Here is a 16469-nt window from a genome sequence, read left to right on the forward strand (position 1 = left end):
TAACTTTCCTCATACGTCTTATCTATCAAACACTTTAGCATAATTTAGAAAAAATATCTTCTTAAGAAATAGCAAGAAAGCTTATGAATTTACTAAAAATCGGAAAATCCACCCCAAGTCTGATATTTTTCTTTTAGTGAACATGCTAAAATAAAGATGTCGAATAACCCAATCTACTTGTCCAAGAGATTTTTAGGAGGAGGAAAAATGAAAAAAAACATCTGGCTGATCGTTGGTGCGATCGTCCTCATCAGTATTATTTTTAACGTAGTAGGCGATTCATTTGCGAGCCTATTATTAATCGTCGGTGCAATTTTAGTCTACGTCGGTATCAGAGGACGTAAAGTTCCGGCAGCGGATCCACAAGTTTTGCCTTCTTTAACGAGAGAACGAGAAGCCCATTACTTGAAGAGCGGAATGACTGCTCGTGAGATCGAATTGTTCCGTGAAACGATGAATCAGACGAAACACCAAATCGATAAATACCAAAAAAATATCACTAGCAATAACAAGTTAAAAGCCATTGACTTGCGTCACGATGCCTTGCGTGCCTCAAAAGCTCTTTTCAAAGAACTCGTAAAAGAACCAACTAAACTGCCTTTGGCAAGTCATTTCCTTTACACCCACTTGCCCAATATGGTCGATTTGACCGATAAGTTCATTGAAATCAATAGCCATGAGATCAAAAGTCGTGAGACCTATGATAAAATCGAAGAAAGCACACAAATTATCGAGCAAATGGCTTCCTTGATCGCCAAAGACTACTCCCAATTTGTAGCAGACGATCTTGATGACATGGATATTGAGTTATCCATTGCCAAACAAAGCATAAAACGAGATAATGAATAGGGATAGATTCTGATTGGCAACAAAAAAAGAATCTAAAAAAAAATCTAGCCCAGGCTAGATTTTTTTCGAAAGCAGACAATTATTAGGAGGAGTTATTATGAGTGACACACCAAATCAAGTAAAACCCGTAACGGATACGCTTGACGATTTATTGAACAACCCATTTTCAACCCCTGTCGACACTTTGACCACTACTCAACAAGCGGAGATCAGTCAGCTGAAAGAACAGCAAACAGCACCGCGTTTGATTGACAAATTACCGCCAGAGCGTCAAGCACAGGCCCAAGAATTAGCCAGCAAGATCGATGCAACTGACCAGCAAGCAGTCATCACCTATGGTGCAGCTGCCCAAACAAAACTTGGGGAGTTTTCCCAATCTATGTTGAACCATGTCCAAGCAGCTGATATCGGCCCTGTGGGCGACTCATTGACTGAGTTGATGTATCGCTTGCAAGAAGCCAATCCAGATGAACTGCGTGCAGGTGAAGGCAACTTATTCAAGCGGATGTTTGGTAAAGTAAAACAATCCATTTTTGAAATCACCGCTAAATACCAAAAAATCGGTGCCCAAATCGACAAGATCGCCGTCAAATTGGATAAAGAAAAAGACGGTTTGCTAAAAGACAACCTGATGTTGGAACAGTTGTATCAAAAGAACAAAGATTACTTCGATGCATTGAACATCTACATTGCCGCTGGCGAGTTGAAGATGCAAGAATTGCAAACCAAAATCATTCCTGAAGCCATGAAAAAAGCAGAAGAAACGAATGATCAAATGGACGTACAGATCGCCAACGATTACACGCAATTCCTAGATCGTTTAGACAAACGGACCCATGACTTGCGCTTGGCACGTCAAATCACGATCCAACAGGCACCGCAAATTCGCCTGATCCAAAACACGAACCAAGCGTTAGCAGAAAAAATCCAAGCTTCTGTCAATACAGCGATCCCACTATGGAAAAACCAAGTGGTCATTGCCTTGACTTTATTGCGTCAAAAAGATGCAGTTACGGCACAGCGCCAAGTTTCTGAGACCACCAATGATCTATTGAAGAAAAACTCAGAAATGTTGAAAGTTTCTGCTATTGAAACAGCGAAAGAAAACGAGCGCGGCATCGTCGACATCGAAACATTGCAAAAAACACAAAACGACCTTGTGGAAACGATCCAAGAAACATTACGGATCCAAAAAGAAGGAAAAGAAAAACGTCGTGCTGCCGAAGTGGAATTGGGTCATCTAGAAGAAGACTTGAAAGACCGCTTATTGGATTTAACTAGCAACAAGTAAACGAAACGCCACGTATTAAAGAAAGCCCCTCTTTGGTGACCTAAATGGTCAGCCAAAGAGGGGCTTTCTATGTTGAAAGTAGGAAATGCATTGAGCGTCTACCTATTTTTTCACCAACTCTAATGGTGAATCGATTTGTTCAGCGACTGTTTTTCCTTGGAAATGGTCAAACGCTGACTGCAATGCAAGGCGGCCCATTTCTTCTGGTTTTTGAGCGATCGTTGCCGTCATTCTACCTTCTTCGATGGCTTTGAGTCCGTCTTCAGTACCGTCAAACCCGACAATCACTACGCCTTCTCGGTTTCCCATCGCTTCGGCTGCCCCTAAAGCCATTTCATCGTTTTGAGCAAAGACGCCTTGAATGTCATTGTTGGCTTGGAGGATATTTTCCATAACCGTTAATCCTTCTGCTCGATTGAAGTTTGCGGATTGCTTTTCAACAACATCCAGTTTGTCTTTAGCATAATCATCAAAGCCTTTTCCTCGCTCTCTGGTTGCAGAAGCGCCAGGGACGCCTTCAAGTTCTACCACTTTTGCGTTTTCCCCTAATTGTTCGAGAATAAATTCTGCTGCCATTTTTCCACCTTCTTCGTTATTGGAGGCAACCGTCGTCAAAAGCGTTCCTCCATCGCTACTACGGTCGATGGCAATAACTGGGATGTTGGCATTATTAGCGGCTTCAACAGCTGGGACGATAGCAGCAGAATCAACGGGATTGATCAAAAGCACATCCACGCCTTGTTGGATCAAATCATCAATATCATTGCTTTGCTTGGCAGTATCATCTTGGGCATCAACAAAGCGTACATCGGTGTCATTTTCCTCAGCCAGTTGATTGATCCCCTCTTGCATGGAAACAAAAAACGGGTTATTGAGGGTGGAGATCGATACACCAACTGTCAATTCTGAAGCTGCTTTTTCCTCACTTTGTGTCTCACTACTGCCGCCGTTGTCCAATGTTGCCGCTCCACATCCAGAAAGTACCAATAAGCCTGCTGCCAATAAAAACATTTTTTTCATAATAGATCCTCCTATTTTTTATTTCCTTTTCCGATCCAGTAACACTGCAATTACGATCACGATCCCTTTAACGATTTGTTGATAAAAACTTGAGACACCCAATAGATTTAGACCATTGTTCAACGTACCAATGATCAATGCCCCGATCAACGTGCCAAAAATTCTGCCTCTTCCACCAGATAAGCTTGTACCACCTAAAACGACTGCTGCAATCGCATCCATCTCATAGGCTTGCCCTGCTGTTGGTTGCGCAGAATTCAGCCTAGAAGTGATGATCATGCCACTGATTGAAGCCATCAATCCAGAGATCGAATAAATGATCAGTTTTATCTTATCGATTTTCACCCCAGCAATAAAAGCGGCCTTTTCATTGCCACCGATGGCATAGGTTTTTCGTCCGAAGGCGGTGCGATGAAGCAACAAGAACAAAAGAAAGAACACGAGAAACATCAATACGACTGGAAAAGGAATCCCGAAAAGATACCCACGACCAATAAAGCTGAATAGAAAGCTGTCACCTAGTCCAGTGATTGGATTTCCATTGGTGTACACTAAGGTAGCGCCCCGATAGATCGTCATCGTTGCTAAGGTTGCGATAAACGGTGCCATTTTTCCTTTTGAAATCAGTAGTCCATTCAACGCACCAAGGATCGCTCCACTTAGTAACCCAATCAAAATAGCGACTAAAGGTGACACCCCGTTGGCCATCATTCCTGCTGTCAAGGCACTGGAAAGTGCCAAGGTGGACCCTACAGACAAATCAATGCCCCCAGTCAAAATGACAAAGGTCATTCCGAATGCAATAAAGCCATTCGCTGCGACTTGCCGCAAAAGATTCAACAAATTACTGGGTGATAAAAAGCTTGGATTTAAGGCAGTGACAGCAGCCACTAGAGCAATCAAAGCGAGTAAAGGTCCCAATTTACTAATTGATTCCGAGAGTTGTTTTGTTTTCATACCACTTTTTTCCATATTAGTTTCCTCCTGTCGCATACGTCATGATCTTCTCTTGTGTGGCTTCTTGCCGAGAGAGTTCCCCTGATATTTTTCCTTCGTGTAAAACAATGATGCGATCGCTGACACCTAGCACTTCTGGTAGATCACTAGAAACCATCAAAATCGCAATACCACGTTCCGCTAACTCATTCATCAGCTGATAAATCTCTCGTTTGGCACCTACGTCTACTCCGCGTGTCGGTTCATCTAAAATCAATACTTTTGGTCCGACACCGATCCACTTCGCCAAAACCACTTTTTGCTGATTTCCACCAGAAAGCTCGCTGGCTAAATTCTGGGCACTCATCGTTTTGATGCGTAAGCGCTCGATCATTAACGCAACGAAACTGGCTTCAGTCTTGCTATCGACCATGCCTGTTTTGACAAAATTATCAATGCTGGGCAAACTGATATTATCGGTCAGGGAAAAGTCTAAGACCAAGCCTTCCGTTTTCCGATTTTCTGTTAGAAAGCCAAAGCCATTGGCGATTGCCTTTGAAGGCGAAGAGTTTTTCACTTCTTGCCCTTCGACGATTAAGGTACCGCTTTCAATTTCATCTAAACCAAATATTCCTCGCATGACTTCTGTGCGTCCAGCACCCATTAAACCTGAGAACCCAAGGATCTCACCTGCTCTGACTTGAAAATTGATGCCTTGGTAAACTTTAGAAGCTGCTGTTAAATTTTTTACTTCAAAAACGACTTCACCGATCTGCGCTTGTTTTTCTGGATAATAATCAGCTAACTCTCTACCGACCATTTTCTTCACGACCTCATCCATCGTTGTATCCTGCGTCTTTTTCGTATCGATCGATAGACCATCCCGCATCACAGTGATCTTGTCACTTATTTTGAAAATCTCCTCCATTCGGTGAGAGATATAAACGATCGCTACGCCGTTTTCTTTCAAGCGACGAATGATTTGAAACAAATTATTAATTTCCTTATCCGACAAGGCAGCAGTCGGTTCATCCATGATCAACACCTTGGCATCAGTCATCAGCGCTTTCGTGATCTCGATCATTTGCTGTTGCCCGACTGAAAGTTCATCCACTTCTTTTTGAAGGGGGATCTGAATCCCTAATTGTTCAAAGACTGCCTGCGCTTTGCTTGCCATTTTCTTCGTATCTAGTAGCCCAAAGGTGGTTTTCAATTCCCGATTCAAGAATAAGTTATCCAATACAGTCATCTGTTCCCAGTTATTCATTTCTTGATGGATAAAGCTCACACCGGCTTGTTCGGCTTCCTTCGGATCGGCGTAGTTCGTTTCTTTGCCATCGATCAAAATCGTCCCTGCATCTTTGGCATGTAACCCAGTTAAAATGTTCATCAACGTTGACTTGCCTGCCCCATTTTCTCCCATTAGGGCATGGATTTCTCCAGGGTACAATGTTAGTGAGACATCTCTTAACACTTGATTCTTCCCAAAGGATTTCTCAATATTGCTCATCTCGACTTGCACATGATTTCCTCCTGTCTCTTTAGAAGATAACGGCTGCTTGTAAAATAATGTTTGAATAGGGTGTCGCTTCCCCTGTTCGAATAATGGCTTTGCTTTCCTTTGTTTCTTCTTTGAATGCCTCATGTGGAACAAAACGAATCGGAACATTCGGGAACGTTTTTTGAATCAATTGCCACTGCTCCGCATTCTCCGTTTTTATTTCCTCTGCTAAAACGATCGCCTCGACTGCCATCTCTTGTTGCATTACCGATAACACCTCTTCAAAACTCGGACTACCTAGTTTTAATGCCAGATCGATTTTTTTCACCCCTGTGGGTACTGGCAACCCCAAGTCCCCAATCGTAAGCTGATCAGTGTGGCCTAAATCCGCCAATAATTTGTCGATCTCACTATTTAATGCCCCATGCTTCTTCATACAATGGACTCTCCTTCATTTCCTTTAATGTAGGCATTCCGCCTTGAGCACCATATCCTTTGACGGAGATTGCTGCTGCTAAGTTGGCAAAGGCAATGGCGTTTTCTAAGGGAACACCTGCTAAAATCCCTACTGCTAATGCACCATTGAAGGTATCACCAGCTCCCGTAGTATCGACCGCAGCAACTGGAAAGGCAGGAACTAAGACCTCCGACTTCCCGTTGTGGAAAATCGCTCCTTTGGCACCTAGGGTAACGATCAATCGATTAGGGTAGGCTGCTAAAACGTCAGCAAGCTTTTGATTGGGGAAAAGTAACTTAAACTCATGTTCATTAGGGGTCAGATACCCCACCTTAGATAACATACGCGGATTGAGCTTTCTCGCAGGTGCTGGATTATATAAAACAGGGATTTTTGCTTCCCAACACCAGTCGATGATGGCTTCATTGGCTTCTTGGGGAATCTCGTTTTGCAAAATCACTAAATCAGCCTCTGTGATGTTTCCTTTTATTTCGGAAAAGCGAGCTAAATCAAGCGCATTATTGGCACCGGGTATGACAATGATGCTATTGTCATTTTCATGCAAAATGATATGCGCGGCACCAGATGGAAAATGTGTAACGGGTTCCACATTCTCCGTAGAAACGCCATTCACGTTTAAGTTTTCGACGATTTCATTTCCGAAACGATCGGTTCCTACATGGCCTAGCATTGCTACTTCTGCGCCTAAACGGCTAGCGGCGATGGCTTGGTTTGCTCCTTTGCCGCCAAAATTCGTGTCAAATTTTTCCCCAAAAACCGTTTCTCCTTGATTGGGTTTCACCTTCGTAGTGACTACAAAATCTGTTGCCATACTACCAATGACGATGATCTTATTCAATTGGCGTTCCTCCATTTCTTACTGTCTCTCTTTCTTCTAAATGAACAGGAAGGATGATTTTTTTCTGTTCAATAAATTGATCGTTGATCAATGCAAAGAGCATTTCTGCTCCTTTGTAACCTACTTGATAAGCAGGCTGATGGATCGTCGTCAAGCGTGGCACCACCAATTTACTGATGGGAATATCGTCATAGCCGATCACTTGAAGTTGTTCTGGGATCTTTACGCCATGATGATAAGCCTCTTGCATGATGGCAATCGCATGGGTATCACTTGGGGCAATCACACTATCGACAGTGGGATGTTCTAAAAAAACTTGTTTCGCTGTCAAGGTCGCATCCTCTAAGAGAAAGGATGTGGATTTCACTAGTGCATAAGGAACTTGTGCTTTTTTCAATGTGTATTCAACACTCAATAAACGATCCCGAGCACGGGTGACAGATTCAGGCCCAGCAATCACGACTACCTTTTTGGGGTCACCTTTTAAGATCGCTTCAGCAGCAAGTTCGCCGCCTTGAAGGTCATCCGAATAAACCCCATATTCGACATCTTGATCGATCCGATCCAAGACGACCGTCGGAATATTGCTTTGGGTACGATTTTTATTTTCGACAGCGGAAAGAATCCCCGCCACATTGTTTTGCTCAAACGCACGTAAATATTCATTGGCTTTCTCATTGTCTTCTTGAATGTTGCCAAGGATGACTTGATAGCCTTTTTTTTGTAGAAAGTCTTCAACGCCTTTGGCTACTAGCGGAAAAAACGGGTTGGATATATCAGGAAGTAGCAAACCAATCAATTTTGACTTTTTCTGATACAGAGAACGTGCGACTTCATTGGGGGAATAATTCAGTTCATTGATCGCCTGATGGATTTTCTCACGGGCTTTTTCGCTCACATAGCCAGTCCCATTCATGGCTCTTGAAACTGTCGCCACGGAAAGTCCAGCTAAATTGGCGACATCTTTAATTGTTGGCATGTTGCTCCCCTCCTGTGTAACCGATTACACACCTATCATAGCCGAACTTTGTGAAAATTGCAAGGAGAAATAAAAAAACTTTTTCCCTTGGTGTCCCCTTCTCCTAAAAAATGCGTTTTGCTGCATAAATACCGCATTTCGAGGAAGCGAGACTTTCTCGAAATGCGGTAAAAGATTTGATGAGCGCAGCGCATATCTTTTATTTCCTAACGGTAAAGCTCATTTTTCAATGAAATGAAACTTCAAAGTGATTGACGCCGTCTTGATCCACCGTCAAACTGATTTGTGCCTGCAGCATTTCTGTGATGGCTTTGGCGATGGCTAAACCTAACCCATAGCCACCGTCTTGATGGTTGCGAGAAGGATCCCCGCGGTAGAAGCGATCAAAGACATAGGGAATTTTTTCTTCTGGGATCGGGCAACCACTGTTGGACACTTGCAGCACCGTTTTTCGTTGGCGTTCAACGAGTGCCACTGTGACGGTTTCTCCAGTAGGTGTATATTTCAAGGCATTGTCCACCAAAATCATGGTCAATTGCCGTAAGGCTTGCTCATTGCTTTCAAGGCGCACCTGTTTAGCGATCTGTTCCTGATAGTGGATCCCTTTTTCCAGTGCAATGGCCTCCATGCTTTGATAAACACTTTGCACGACTTGACTGGCATCGATCACCGAACGCACGACTTCTTGCTCGGCACTTTCGAATTTGGTCAGCATCAATAAGCTATTTACTAGCTCATCCATCCGTTCGGAACCTAACTGAATGTTTTCCAGCCATTTCATTTGGCTTTCCAAGGTTTCTTCTGGACTGCCAGCTAATACCTCGGCATTGACTTGAATGATCGCCAGTGGTGTTTTCAGCTCATGGGAAGCGTTAGAAACAAACTCTTTTTGTTTGCGCCAAGCCAGTTCCACTGGTCGTAAGGCTCGATTGGCGACATAAAAGCTAGCGATATAAATACTGACTAAGGCTAAGACCCCGATGATCAAAAGCGTGGTTCTTAAGTTGCTTAGACTGGTTTTGTAGTCGGTGACGTCAAAGAAAAGCACTTGATAAAATGGCTCGTAATTATTGATACTAGTGGAATATTCCCCCATCGAATCATGATTGATCGAATAATGACTAAAGGAAGTCACCAAAAAGAGCGCATACCGCCAATTTCGGCCATTCACCTTCACTTCGTTAGGGATCTCCCCTTGTTTCGCCGCTGCATCGACCAAGGCTTCATAAAGCTCGTTTTGATCGACGCTCTCATCAATACTTTGAATCACGACATCCATTTGGCTAATGTCAAGTAGAGCGATCTCTCTGAGCTCACTAGTACTATTCGTGATGGTCAACATCATTGGATACTCAGGTTCTGTCAGTGATTGCCGCACTTCCTCCTCATCCAAAGGTACCGCAGCTAGGGTGTTTGCTTCTTGCGAGATCAATGATTGGATCTCGTTTTCAATTTGGGTGGCATTCAAAATATAGATAAAGGTAAAGGCACCTAAGACAATGATTGAGATCAACGCCATATTGAACCACAGCATTTTATTTCGCAATTTTTTTAACATGGTGGCTCCTTGCTCTGCAAAATATACCCCGCATTGCGGATCGTGCGAATGCCGATATCCGCTTCAAGCAGCGTCAGTTTTTTCCGCAGCAAAGACACATAGATTTCAACGCGGTTTTCTTCCACATCGGGATCAAAGCCCCAAATTTTATTGATGATGGTTTCTTTTGATAAAATCACTTTAGGTCTGGCTAAAAATAGCTCCATCAGTTTCATTTCTTTGGGTGACAGCACCACTTGATTGCTAGGCGTGGCTAACTGCAGCTCATTACGATCTAAGCCCACGTTGCCAAAGGCTAACTGGTCTTCTTGATAATCCAAATCTTTTCTTCTGCCTAGCGAACGAATCCGTGCCAGCAACTCTTTCATTTGAAAGGGTTTCGTCAAGTAATCATCTGCCCCTGCATCCAAGCCGAGTACTTTGTCATCGACTTCGCTTTTGGCCGTCAACATAATGATCGGCGTGCGAATATTTTGCTTGCGTAACGTCTTTAGCAATGTGATCCCATCGATTTTTGGCAGCATGATATCCAAAACGAGAATGTCATATACACCACTCGCTGCATAATCTAATCCGGTTTCGCCATCATACGCCAAATCAACGGAATAATGTTGTTTCTTCAATAAGCTGGCAACCGCTTCTGCGATCGATGGCTCATCTTCTACGAATAAGATCCGCATCGGTCAGTCCCCCTTTTACACTCATCATTTCTTTTTTCAATCACTTTTCGGTAAGCACAATCATTCCTGTAGGATCATTCCAATTGTTCTCCAATAAAACGTTCTGTTGAAACGATCCGCACGTGTTCGCTGGATTGATGAATCCACATGTGTAGCAACAATGCTACCATACCGCTTAGTAAAAACACAAACAGCTTTTTCCTAAGGTCTTGAAAATTCTCTTGATGACGCATGGGTTTCCTCCTTTTGCAGGTTGACTAAAAAAGAAAGCGACTATTCAGAATCAGATGCCGCTGGGGCTGTCTGATTGCCTAAGCTGATATCGAAGGTAATCGTATCTTCTAACGGTAAAAACTGATTGAACTTGCTCATCCCCACGATTGTCCCGTAGGGTTCTGCTGAATTGACATAACGGACTTGATAGCTGATGTTCGCCCCTTTTGAACGGAATTCATCAAAGAAGAGTTTTTGCAGATCCCCTTCAAGGATCTCGCTTCGACGGTAATCTTTGATATAAGGTTGACCTGCCGAATAGACGACTTCAATGCCTTTGTCATCTTTGCTGGTTAAGACGGTCCCGGCGGTCTCACTTTGCGAGATCAATTGTCCATAGGGCAGACTCTGAGTAAACTGCATCCGCATCCGCACAGTGACACCCTCAACAGCGGCCTGGGCATCATCTGGTAAAATCGTTGAAAAGTCTGGTACGGTGACCCCTTTCCCTAGGGAAATCGTTACTTGAAACGCATCCCGTTTCGCGATTTTTTCTTTTGGTGCCACGCTTTGTTCAATGACCTTGCCTTCTTCCACAGTATCCGAAGCCTGTTCTTTGACTTCAAGCTCCAGCTCATGGGCTTTCCCCCATGTTTCTACCTCTGCACGGGTTTTATCACTAAAGTCTGGTACTTCAATATCTTTTTCAAAGGTTTCTTCGCCTTTGGAATAAAAGACTCGTCCGACATCTCGACGATGATAGTTCTCTCGTGAGACTTCTTTATTGGTAAATTCTACTCGAATCGGTGCTTTTTCCTCGATCTCATCGTGGTATTCATCGACGATCGTCAAATTGCTTGCTTGATTTTTTTCGATCCACTCTGCTGCCTCGTCCCTCGTCATTTCCATAAAGTCTGGCAATGCCAATTTCTCTTCTGGATCAGGTCCTTGGCTCACGGTTAGATGCAGGGTGCTTCTTTTTCTGACTCGACTTCTGGCAGCTTCTGCTTGGGCGATCACTTGATTGGCTGGGGCTTCATCATAGGCTGGTGTGACATCAACCGCAAGACCATGTTCCGCTGCCCATTCTCTGACCTCTGAGATCTCTTTGTCCACAAAGTTATCCAACCGGACATACGCCAATTGGAAAAATAAAAAGCCGCTGAGTATAAAGAGTCCAAGCAAGGCAGCTAACCCTAGCAATCGTTTTTTTCGCCGCTTCTTTTTGAAGGAGGGATCATGTTCGATCCCCTCTTCTAAAGAAGCTGAACCTTTTTCTTTGCGGGAAGCACGGGAAGAAGGTACTTCGGCTGCTGCTGATTCCTTGTCTGGCTGTTTCGGTTCTTCTTCAAACTTCGATAAAAAATCACTCATAGGCCGTCAACGCACCTTTTTTTAAGTAAAAAGTCTGATCTGACTGCTTGGCGATCTCGGTCGAATGGGTCACTACGATGATGCACTTGTTGTGGATCGCCGCTAGTTCTTTAAAAATATCCACGATTTCTTGTTCCATGCCTTCATCCAAATTCCCGGTAGGTTCATCGGCTAAAATGATATCAACGTTGGTCGCTAAAGCACGAGCGATGGCGACCCGCTGCTGTTCCCCACCGGAAAGCTGATTGACGAAACGATCGGCTTTCGTGGAATTGATGCCGATATAGTCCAGCAAACGATACGCAATTTGATCGTGCTGATCCGGGAGTTTGTTGTCTGAAATCGCCATCGAAACAAGGACGTTTTCTAAAGCCGTCAAATAAGGAATCAAGTTGTAACTTTGAAAAATCAGACTGATTTTGTTGCGGCGATATTCTTCATAACCGATCGTTTTGATATTTTTTTCTTCAAAAAACACTTCCCCATCGGTTGGCTGATCCAATGCACTGATCAAGGAAAGAAAAGTGGTCTTTCCTGAGCCTGATTTTCCTAAGATCGTGTAAAATTTGCCTTTTTCAAAGGAGATATTGGTTTTATCTAAAATTTTCCGGCGATTCTCGCCATCTTGGTAGTAATACGTCATGTCTTTTGTTTCTAAAATTGCCATGTTCATCGCTCCTTACAGCATGATTTTTTTCGGATTCAACCGTAAAATGTACAACAGCGGCACCACTGCCGAAAGCAAGATCGTCACGATCCCAGTCGCTAAAAAGGCGATCACATAAGATAAGGTATATTGAACGCGAAACGCCTCGTTGATCGTCGCTTGGTCGATTTTCGGTGCCCCCACAAAGAATTGTTCCATCCCTGCCTGGTTTGCCTCTAGCATACTGCTGGCTAACAAAGATTCAGAAACCATCTTGCCCAGCATATTCCCTGTAACCAAGGAGATCAGCATTGCACTGACACCAATCAACAGGAGTTCGATCACAATCTGTGCAAACACGTATTTCCGGCGTTCCCCTAACGAAAGGTAGATGCCTAACTCATATTTACGATCACGGGTAAACAACACAATGATCAAGGTGATAATAATCAAGGAAGCAATCACCGCAATCACTACGACATACGAGGAAATTTGTGATAAGCGATTCATACTGGTTCCCACACGGTCATACTCATCCGTAGAAGCATTGACCTTATAGCCATTTGGCAAGAGTGGTGTCACCTCTTGTTTGAATTGTTCTGCATCTTCTGGTTGATTCAAAATAAATTGCGGGGTAAAGAAATCCTCGTCAGATCCGGGGTCTGTCGCTGGAAACGCCGCTTGTCGCCCCGCACGTTCCTCTTCAACAATCGTTTTCACAGCATCATTTGGCATATAGATCCGATTGAAGGGACGATCATCAAAAGCAAACGAGCTGACTCCCCCCTCTTGTCCTTGTTCATTCGCTTTTTCTAAGCTGGTATTTTTAAAGATCCCGACGATTTCGATAGGATAATCATTGCCTTTTTGTTTCTCTGGATCTCCACCAGATGAATAATCGATAAACTGTCCATCTAATACCATGGTGTCACCAACGGTCAAGCCGTTTTCCTGAGCCACCTCTTCAGAAATCAACCCTACACGTTTTCCGGTACGCTGTTCCTCTTCTGTAAAGAAGCGTCCCTGTGTTAAATTCACCGTATCTTCTTCAAAATCCAACGGTTGTAAGAGATTGGTTCCTGTTAAATAGACCCAAGAATCCATACCTCCAGAAACCATGATATTCTCGTTTTCAACTTCTGGTCTAAAACTATAGGGTTTGAATTTATCAACAGCAATCATTGCTTCTCGCAAATAGTCATACTGTTTGACTTCCGAGCGCTCGCCAATTTGTTTGATCAGCTCCTCCGGCAGCGGCTGAATCTCCTCCATACTTGCGCCGCCCTCACTATTTGCCATCAAGGCTTCATAGTCGATATCGATCGTTGCGAGGGAACCTAATTGGTTTTTGATCTGCTTTTCGACATTTTGAGTCGACTGATTGACCGCAATTGCACCAGCGATCACATTTCCTAAAATTAGAATAACAGCAAACAATATTGCAGATTTCCCTCGCTTTCTCGTCACACTCAGCCATGCCCGTTTCATATAATTCAATTGCCAACATCCTCTCTTTTTTTCTCTAACAAAAGCATACTGGATGAACCTTTAGCGAATCTGTCATTTGGAAAATTTCTCAAAAAAAGCAGATTCATAGAGGACTTTTGATCAAGAAAGACTGTCATTGCAATGATCAGCACCAGAAATGACCACTATTTGAATAACAAAAAAAGCCTCCTAAAACGCTGCTTATAGGAAGCTCGGCTATATTTACATAAAAAAAGACAAAAACCGCATCCGGGTCTTTGCCTTTTCACAATCCTATTCGTCAATTTTCTCATTTAATTCGCTGTTACGATAGCCATATACAAAATAGATCGCGATTCCGATCACTAAGGAGATCCCAAAAACGATCCAGGTCGCCGTTTGTAGACGGGTCATCAAGAAGAGACAGCTGGCAACGGACAACAAAGGCAATAACGGTACCAGTGGTACTTTGAATTCGCCTTTAGCAGGTGGGCCCATCATCTTCCGCAGCTTGATGATTCCTAAGGACATTAAGATCATATACGACAATGCCGCAATGTTAGTCAATTCTGCCAAGATATTCAATGGGAAAGCTGCCGCAAAGAAGAAAGCAAAAACACCCGCGATGTAGGTCGCTTTCTTTGGTGTTTGATGCTTTGGATCAATGGCTTGCATCGCTTTTGGCAATAACCCATCTTTACTGATGGCATATAACAGACGCGCCAAGGAGTACATCATAGCGATCGTCACTGTTAATAAGGTCAAGATCGCACCCACAGAAATGATTGATCCGACAACCCCATGACCGACATAACGCATCGCAAAAGCTACCGGATCATTGACTCCTAATTCCGCAAACGGAACGATTCCCGTCATGATCAGTGTGACAATGATATAAAGGACAGTTGCGATCGCAATGGAACCAATGATTCCTCGAGGGACATTTTTCTTGGCATCTTCGACTTCTTCCGCTGCCATTGCGACGGCATCAAAGCCAAGAAAAGCAAAGAAGACTAACGCTGCACCATTAAAGACGCCTGAAAAACCAAAGGGCATAAAGGGCTGCCAGTTGTCTGGTTCCACGAAAAAGGCACCAAAGACGATAAACAAGAGGATCACGCCGAATTTGACCCATACCATGGCATTGTTCAAACGTAACGCTTTTTTCGCTTCTTGGCTGACCCACAAGGTTACAAAAATAATGACTAAACCAGCGATCAAATCAATGTAGGTCCCCTTGCTTGGGTCATAACCGCCCGTCAACGCGGTTGGTAAATGGATATCCGCACTGGCCAAAAAGCCTTGCACATAGCCTGACCAGCCAGATGCCACCGAAGAAACGGCCAATAAGAACTCGCAAATCAAAAACCAGCCTGCCAGCCACGCGGTAAATTCACCAAAAACGACATACAGATACGAATAGGCGCCCCCTAAAACGGGGATCCGAGAAGCAAATTCCGCAAAAGAAAGCCCTGATAACACAACAACGATACCAGCTACAACAAAGGAAAGAATCAATGCCGGTCCGGCATACTCAGCAGAAGCAGTCCCTGTAACAACAAAGATACCTGTGCCGATAATGGCGCCGATTCCCAACATAATCAAATCTTTTAACTTCAACTCTTTTTTTAAATTCGTCACACTTTCCCGTTGTATGACTTTTTTTCGAAATAAATCCATAACTCCTCCTCAAAAATATACGTTTATGTTGCTTTCATATACCCCAGCAAAACACCGCCGATAATCACCAGCAGACAACCAATCACCACATACCGCAGTTCTTTTTTGGTTTTCTTTTCGCCGAGAATAAAAATCCCGCCTAGCGTTGAAATGATGATTCCCATCTGCGACAATGAGAAGCCCACCGCTAGTCCGACTTGCTGAACCGTGATCAGCATGCAGACATTGCCGATGCCCCATAACAATCCTGACAAGGTATTTTTCCCTACAAAACGGTCGACCTTCGTCTTTCTTAAAGCAAATAGGCTGGCACCGATCAGCATCCCGACACTTTGTGGCAAAATGATCGCCAATGGGTCCAATCCTGCCCAAGTAATCAAAATTGTATAGGCGCCGTACCCAATCGTGGATGAGATCAATGCCCGAAATCCTTTAGGAAAATCAAGCATCTTGCTGCCGGCTTCTACCGGACTTTCACCATCTTGGCGAGCGGTCAGATAAGCCCCGATCACCAATAAGATCAATGCGCTAACACCTAATGCATAATCGCGGGTCTGGGTCCATTCCGCAAAAAACAATGCACCGGCGACCGTATTTAAAATCAGCTGCATGCCGGTTGAAAGCGGCAGTCCAACAGACACACCTAAATATTTCATGCCATGGAATTGACCGTTTTGACCGACGGACCAAAAGAGACCAGACAAAAGACCGATCAAAATCACCTTTCCATCAATCACTGGCATCGTCACAAAATATACGACCAGAGAAAAGAAAAAGGCACCAATCGTCATTCCTAGCGTTTGCTGGTTCGCATCCCCGCCAAGTTTGGCACTTACTAAACCAATGCTGCCCCACGCAAACATTGGTACTAATGCAACGAGTATCTCCATTTCATTCATCCTTACCATTCAATTTTAAGCACAGGCTTTAGTGTATCAGTGAAAACGTTCTAGGGACAA

Annotated in this window: 16 protein-coding genes; 2 read left to right on the forward strand and 14 right to left on the reverse strand. The window is 43.7% G+C overall.

Going from position 1 to position 16469, the window contains the following annotated elements:
- Positions 1-207: 207 nt before the first annotated feature.
- Complete coding sequence (locus tag IGK61_RS15800) at positions 208-849, forward strand: 5-bromo-4-chloroindolyl phosphate hydrolysis family protein (protein ID WP_008379306.1); 642 nt, start codon at positions 208-210, stop codon at positions 847-849.
- 97 nt (positions 850-946) lie between these two features.
- Positions 947-2140 (forward strand): toxic anion resistance protein, encoded by a 1194-nt coding sequence (locus IGK61_RS15805; RefSeq protein ID WP_005233515.1) that lies wholly within the window; start codon positions 947-949, stop codon positions 2138-2140.
- Between the two features lie 102 nt (positions 2141-2242).
- Here IGK61_RS15805 and IGK61_RS15810 read toward each other — a convergent pair whose 3' ends face one another.
- From IGK61_RS15810 to IGK61_RS15875, 14 genes are all read right to left on the reverse strand, one after another.
- Positions 2243-3160, reverse strand: coding sequence for a D-ribose ABC transporter substrate-binding protein (locus IGK61_RS15810; protein ID WP_074536172.1), 918 nt, complete (start codon positions 3158-3160; stop codon positions 2243-2245).
- A gap of 18 nt (positions 3161-3178) precedes the next feature.
- On the reverse strand, positions 3179-4132 hold the full coding sequence (locus IGK61_RS15815) for an ABC transporter permease (protein WP_086337773.1): 954 nt from the start codon (positions 4130-4132) through the stop codon (positions 3179-3181).
- A 1-nt stretch (position 4133) separates the two neighbouring features.
- Positions 4134-5618 (reverse strand): sugar ABC transporter ATP-binding protein, encoded by a 1485-nt coding sequence (locus IGK61_RS15820; protein ID WP_060792555.1) that lies wholly within the window; start codon positions 5616-5618, stop codon positions 4134-4136.
- A gap of 19 nt (positions 5619-5637) precedes the next feature.
- On the reverse strand, positions 5638-6033 hold the full coding sequence (gene rbsD, locus IGK61_RS15825; RefSeq protein ID WP_060792556.1) for a D-ribose pyranase: 396 nt from the start codon (positions 6031-6033) through the stop codon (positions 5638-5640).
- Positions 6008-6913: a ribokinase gene (gene rbsK, locus IGK61_RS15830; protein WP_034857599.1), complete on the reverse strand. Its 906-nt coding sequence runs from the start codon at positions 6911-6913 to the stop codon at positions 6008-6010. The genes rbsD and rbsK overlap by 26 nt, the downstream gene beginning before the upstream one ends.
- Positions 6906-7892, reverse strand: a complete 987-nt coding sequence (locus tag IGK61_RS15835) for a LacI family DNA-binding transcriptional regulator (protein ID WP_060792557.1) — start codon at positions 7890-7892, stop codon at positions 6906-6908. Before IGK61_RS15835 ends, rbsK begins: the two co-directional genes overlap by 8 nt.
- A gap of 226 nt (positions 7893-8118) precedes the next feature.
- Positions 8119-9450, reverse strand: coding sequence for a sensor histidine kinase (locus tag IGK61_RS15840; RefSeq protein ID WP_060792558.1), 1332 nt, complete (start codon positions 9448-9450; stop codon positions 8119-8121).
- Complete coding sequence (locus IGK61_RS15845; protein ID WP_005233513.1) at positions 9444-10130, reverse strand: response regulator transcription factor; 687 nt, start codon at positions 10128-10130, stop codon at positions 9444-9446. Before IGK61_RS15845 ends, IGK61_RS15840 begins: the two co-directional genes overlap by 7 nt.
- A 74-nt stretch (positions 10131-10204) precedes the next feature.
- Positions 10205-10363 carry a hypothetical protein gene (locus IGK61_RS15850; protein WP_005233508.1) on the reverse strand — a complete coding sequence of 53 codons (159 nt, stop codon included), beginning with the start codon at positions 10361-10363 and terminating at the stop codon, positions 10205-10207.
- Between the two features lie 40 nt (positions 10364-10403).
- Positions 10404-11717 (reverse strand): PASTA domain-containing protein, encoded by a 1314-nt coding sequence (locus IGK61_RS15855; RefSeq protein ID WP_005233507.1) that lies wholly within the window; start codon positions 11715-11717, stop codon positions 10404-10406.
- Positions 11710-12384: an ABC transporter ATP-binding protein gene (locus IGK61_RS15860; protein WP_008379303.1), complete on the reverse strand. Its 675-nt coding sequence runs from the start codon at positions 12382-12384 to the stop codon at positions 11710-11712. The genes IGK61_RS15855 and IGK61_RS15860 overlap by 8 nt, the downstream gene beginning before the upstream one ends.
- 12 nt (positions 12385-12396) lie before the next feature.
- Positions 12397-13851: an ABC transporter permease gene (locus IGK61_RS15865; protein ID WP_074536220.1), complete on the reverse strand. Its 1455-nt coding sequence runs from the start codon at positions 13849-13851 to the stop codon at positions 12397-12399.
- A gap of 273 nt (positions 13852-14124) precedes the next feature.
- Entirely contained in the window at positions 14125-15510 is a 1386-nt protein-coding gene (locus IGK61_RS15870) for an APC family permease (protein ID WP_005233503.1), read from the reverse strand.
- A gap of 23 nt (positions 15511-15533) precedes the next feature.
- The gene (locus tag IGK61_RS15875) at positions 15534-16400 is read right to left on the reverse strand and encodes a GRP family sugar transporter (RefSeq protein ID WP_008379298.1); all 867 of its coding nucleotides are present in this window, start codon (positions 16398-16400) and stop codon (positions 15534-15536) included.
- Positions 16401-16469: the final 69 nt, after the last annotated feature.

The sequence above is a fragment of the Enterococcus sp. AZ063 genome (assembly GCF_051715045.1).
GTDB lineage: Bacteria > Bacillota > Bacilli > Lactobacillales > Enterococcaceae > Enterococcus_D > Enterococcus_D casseliflavus.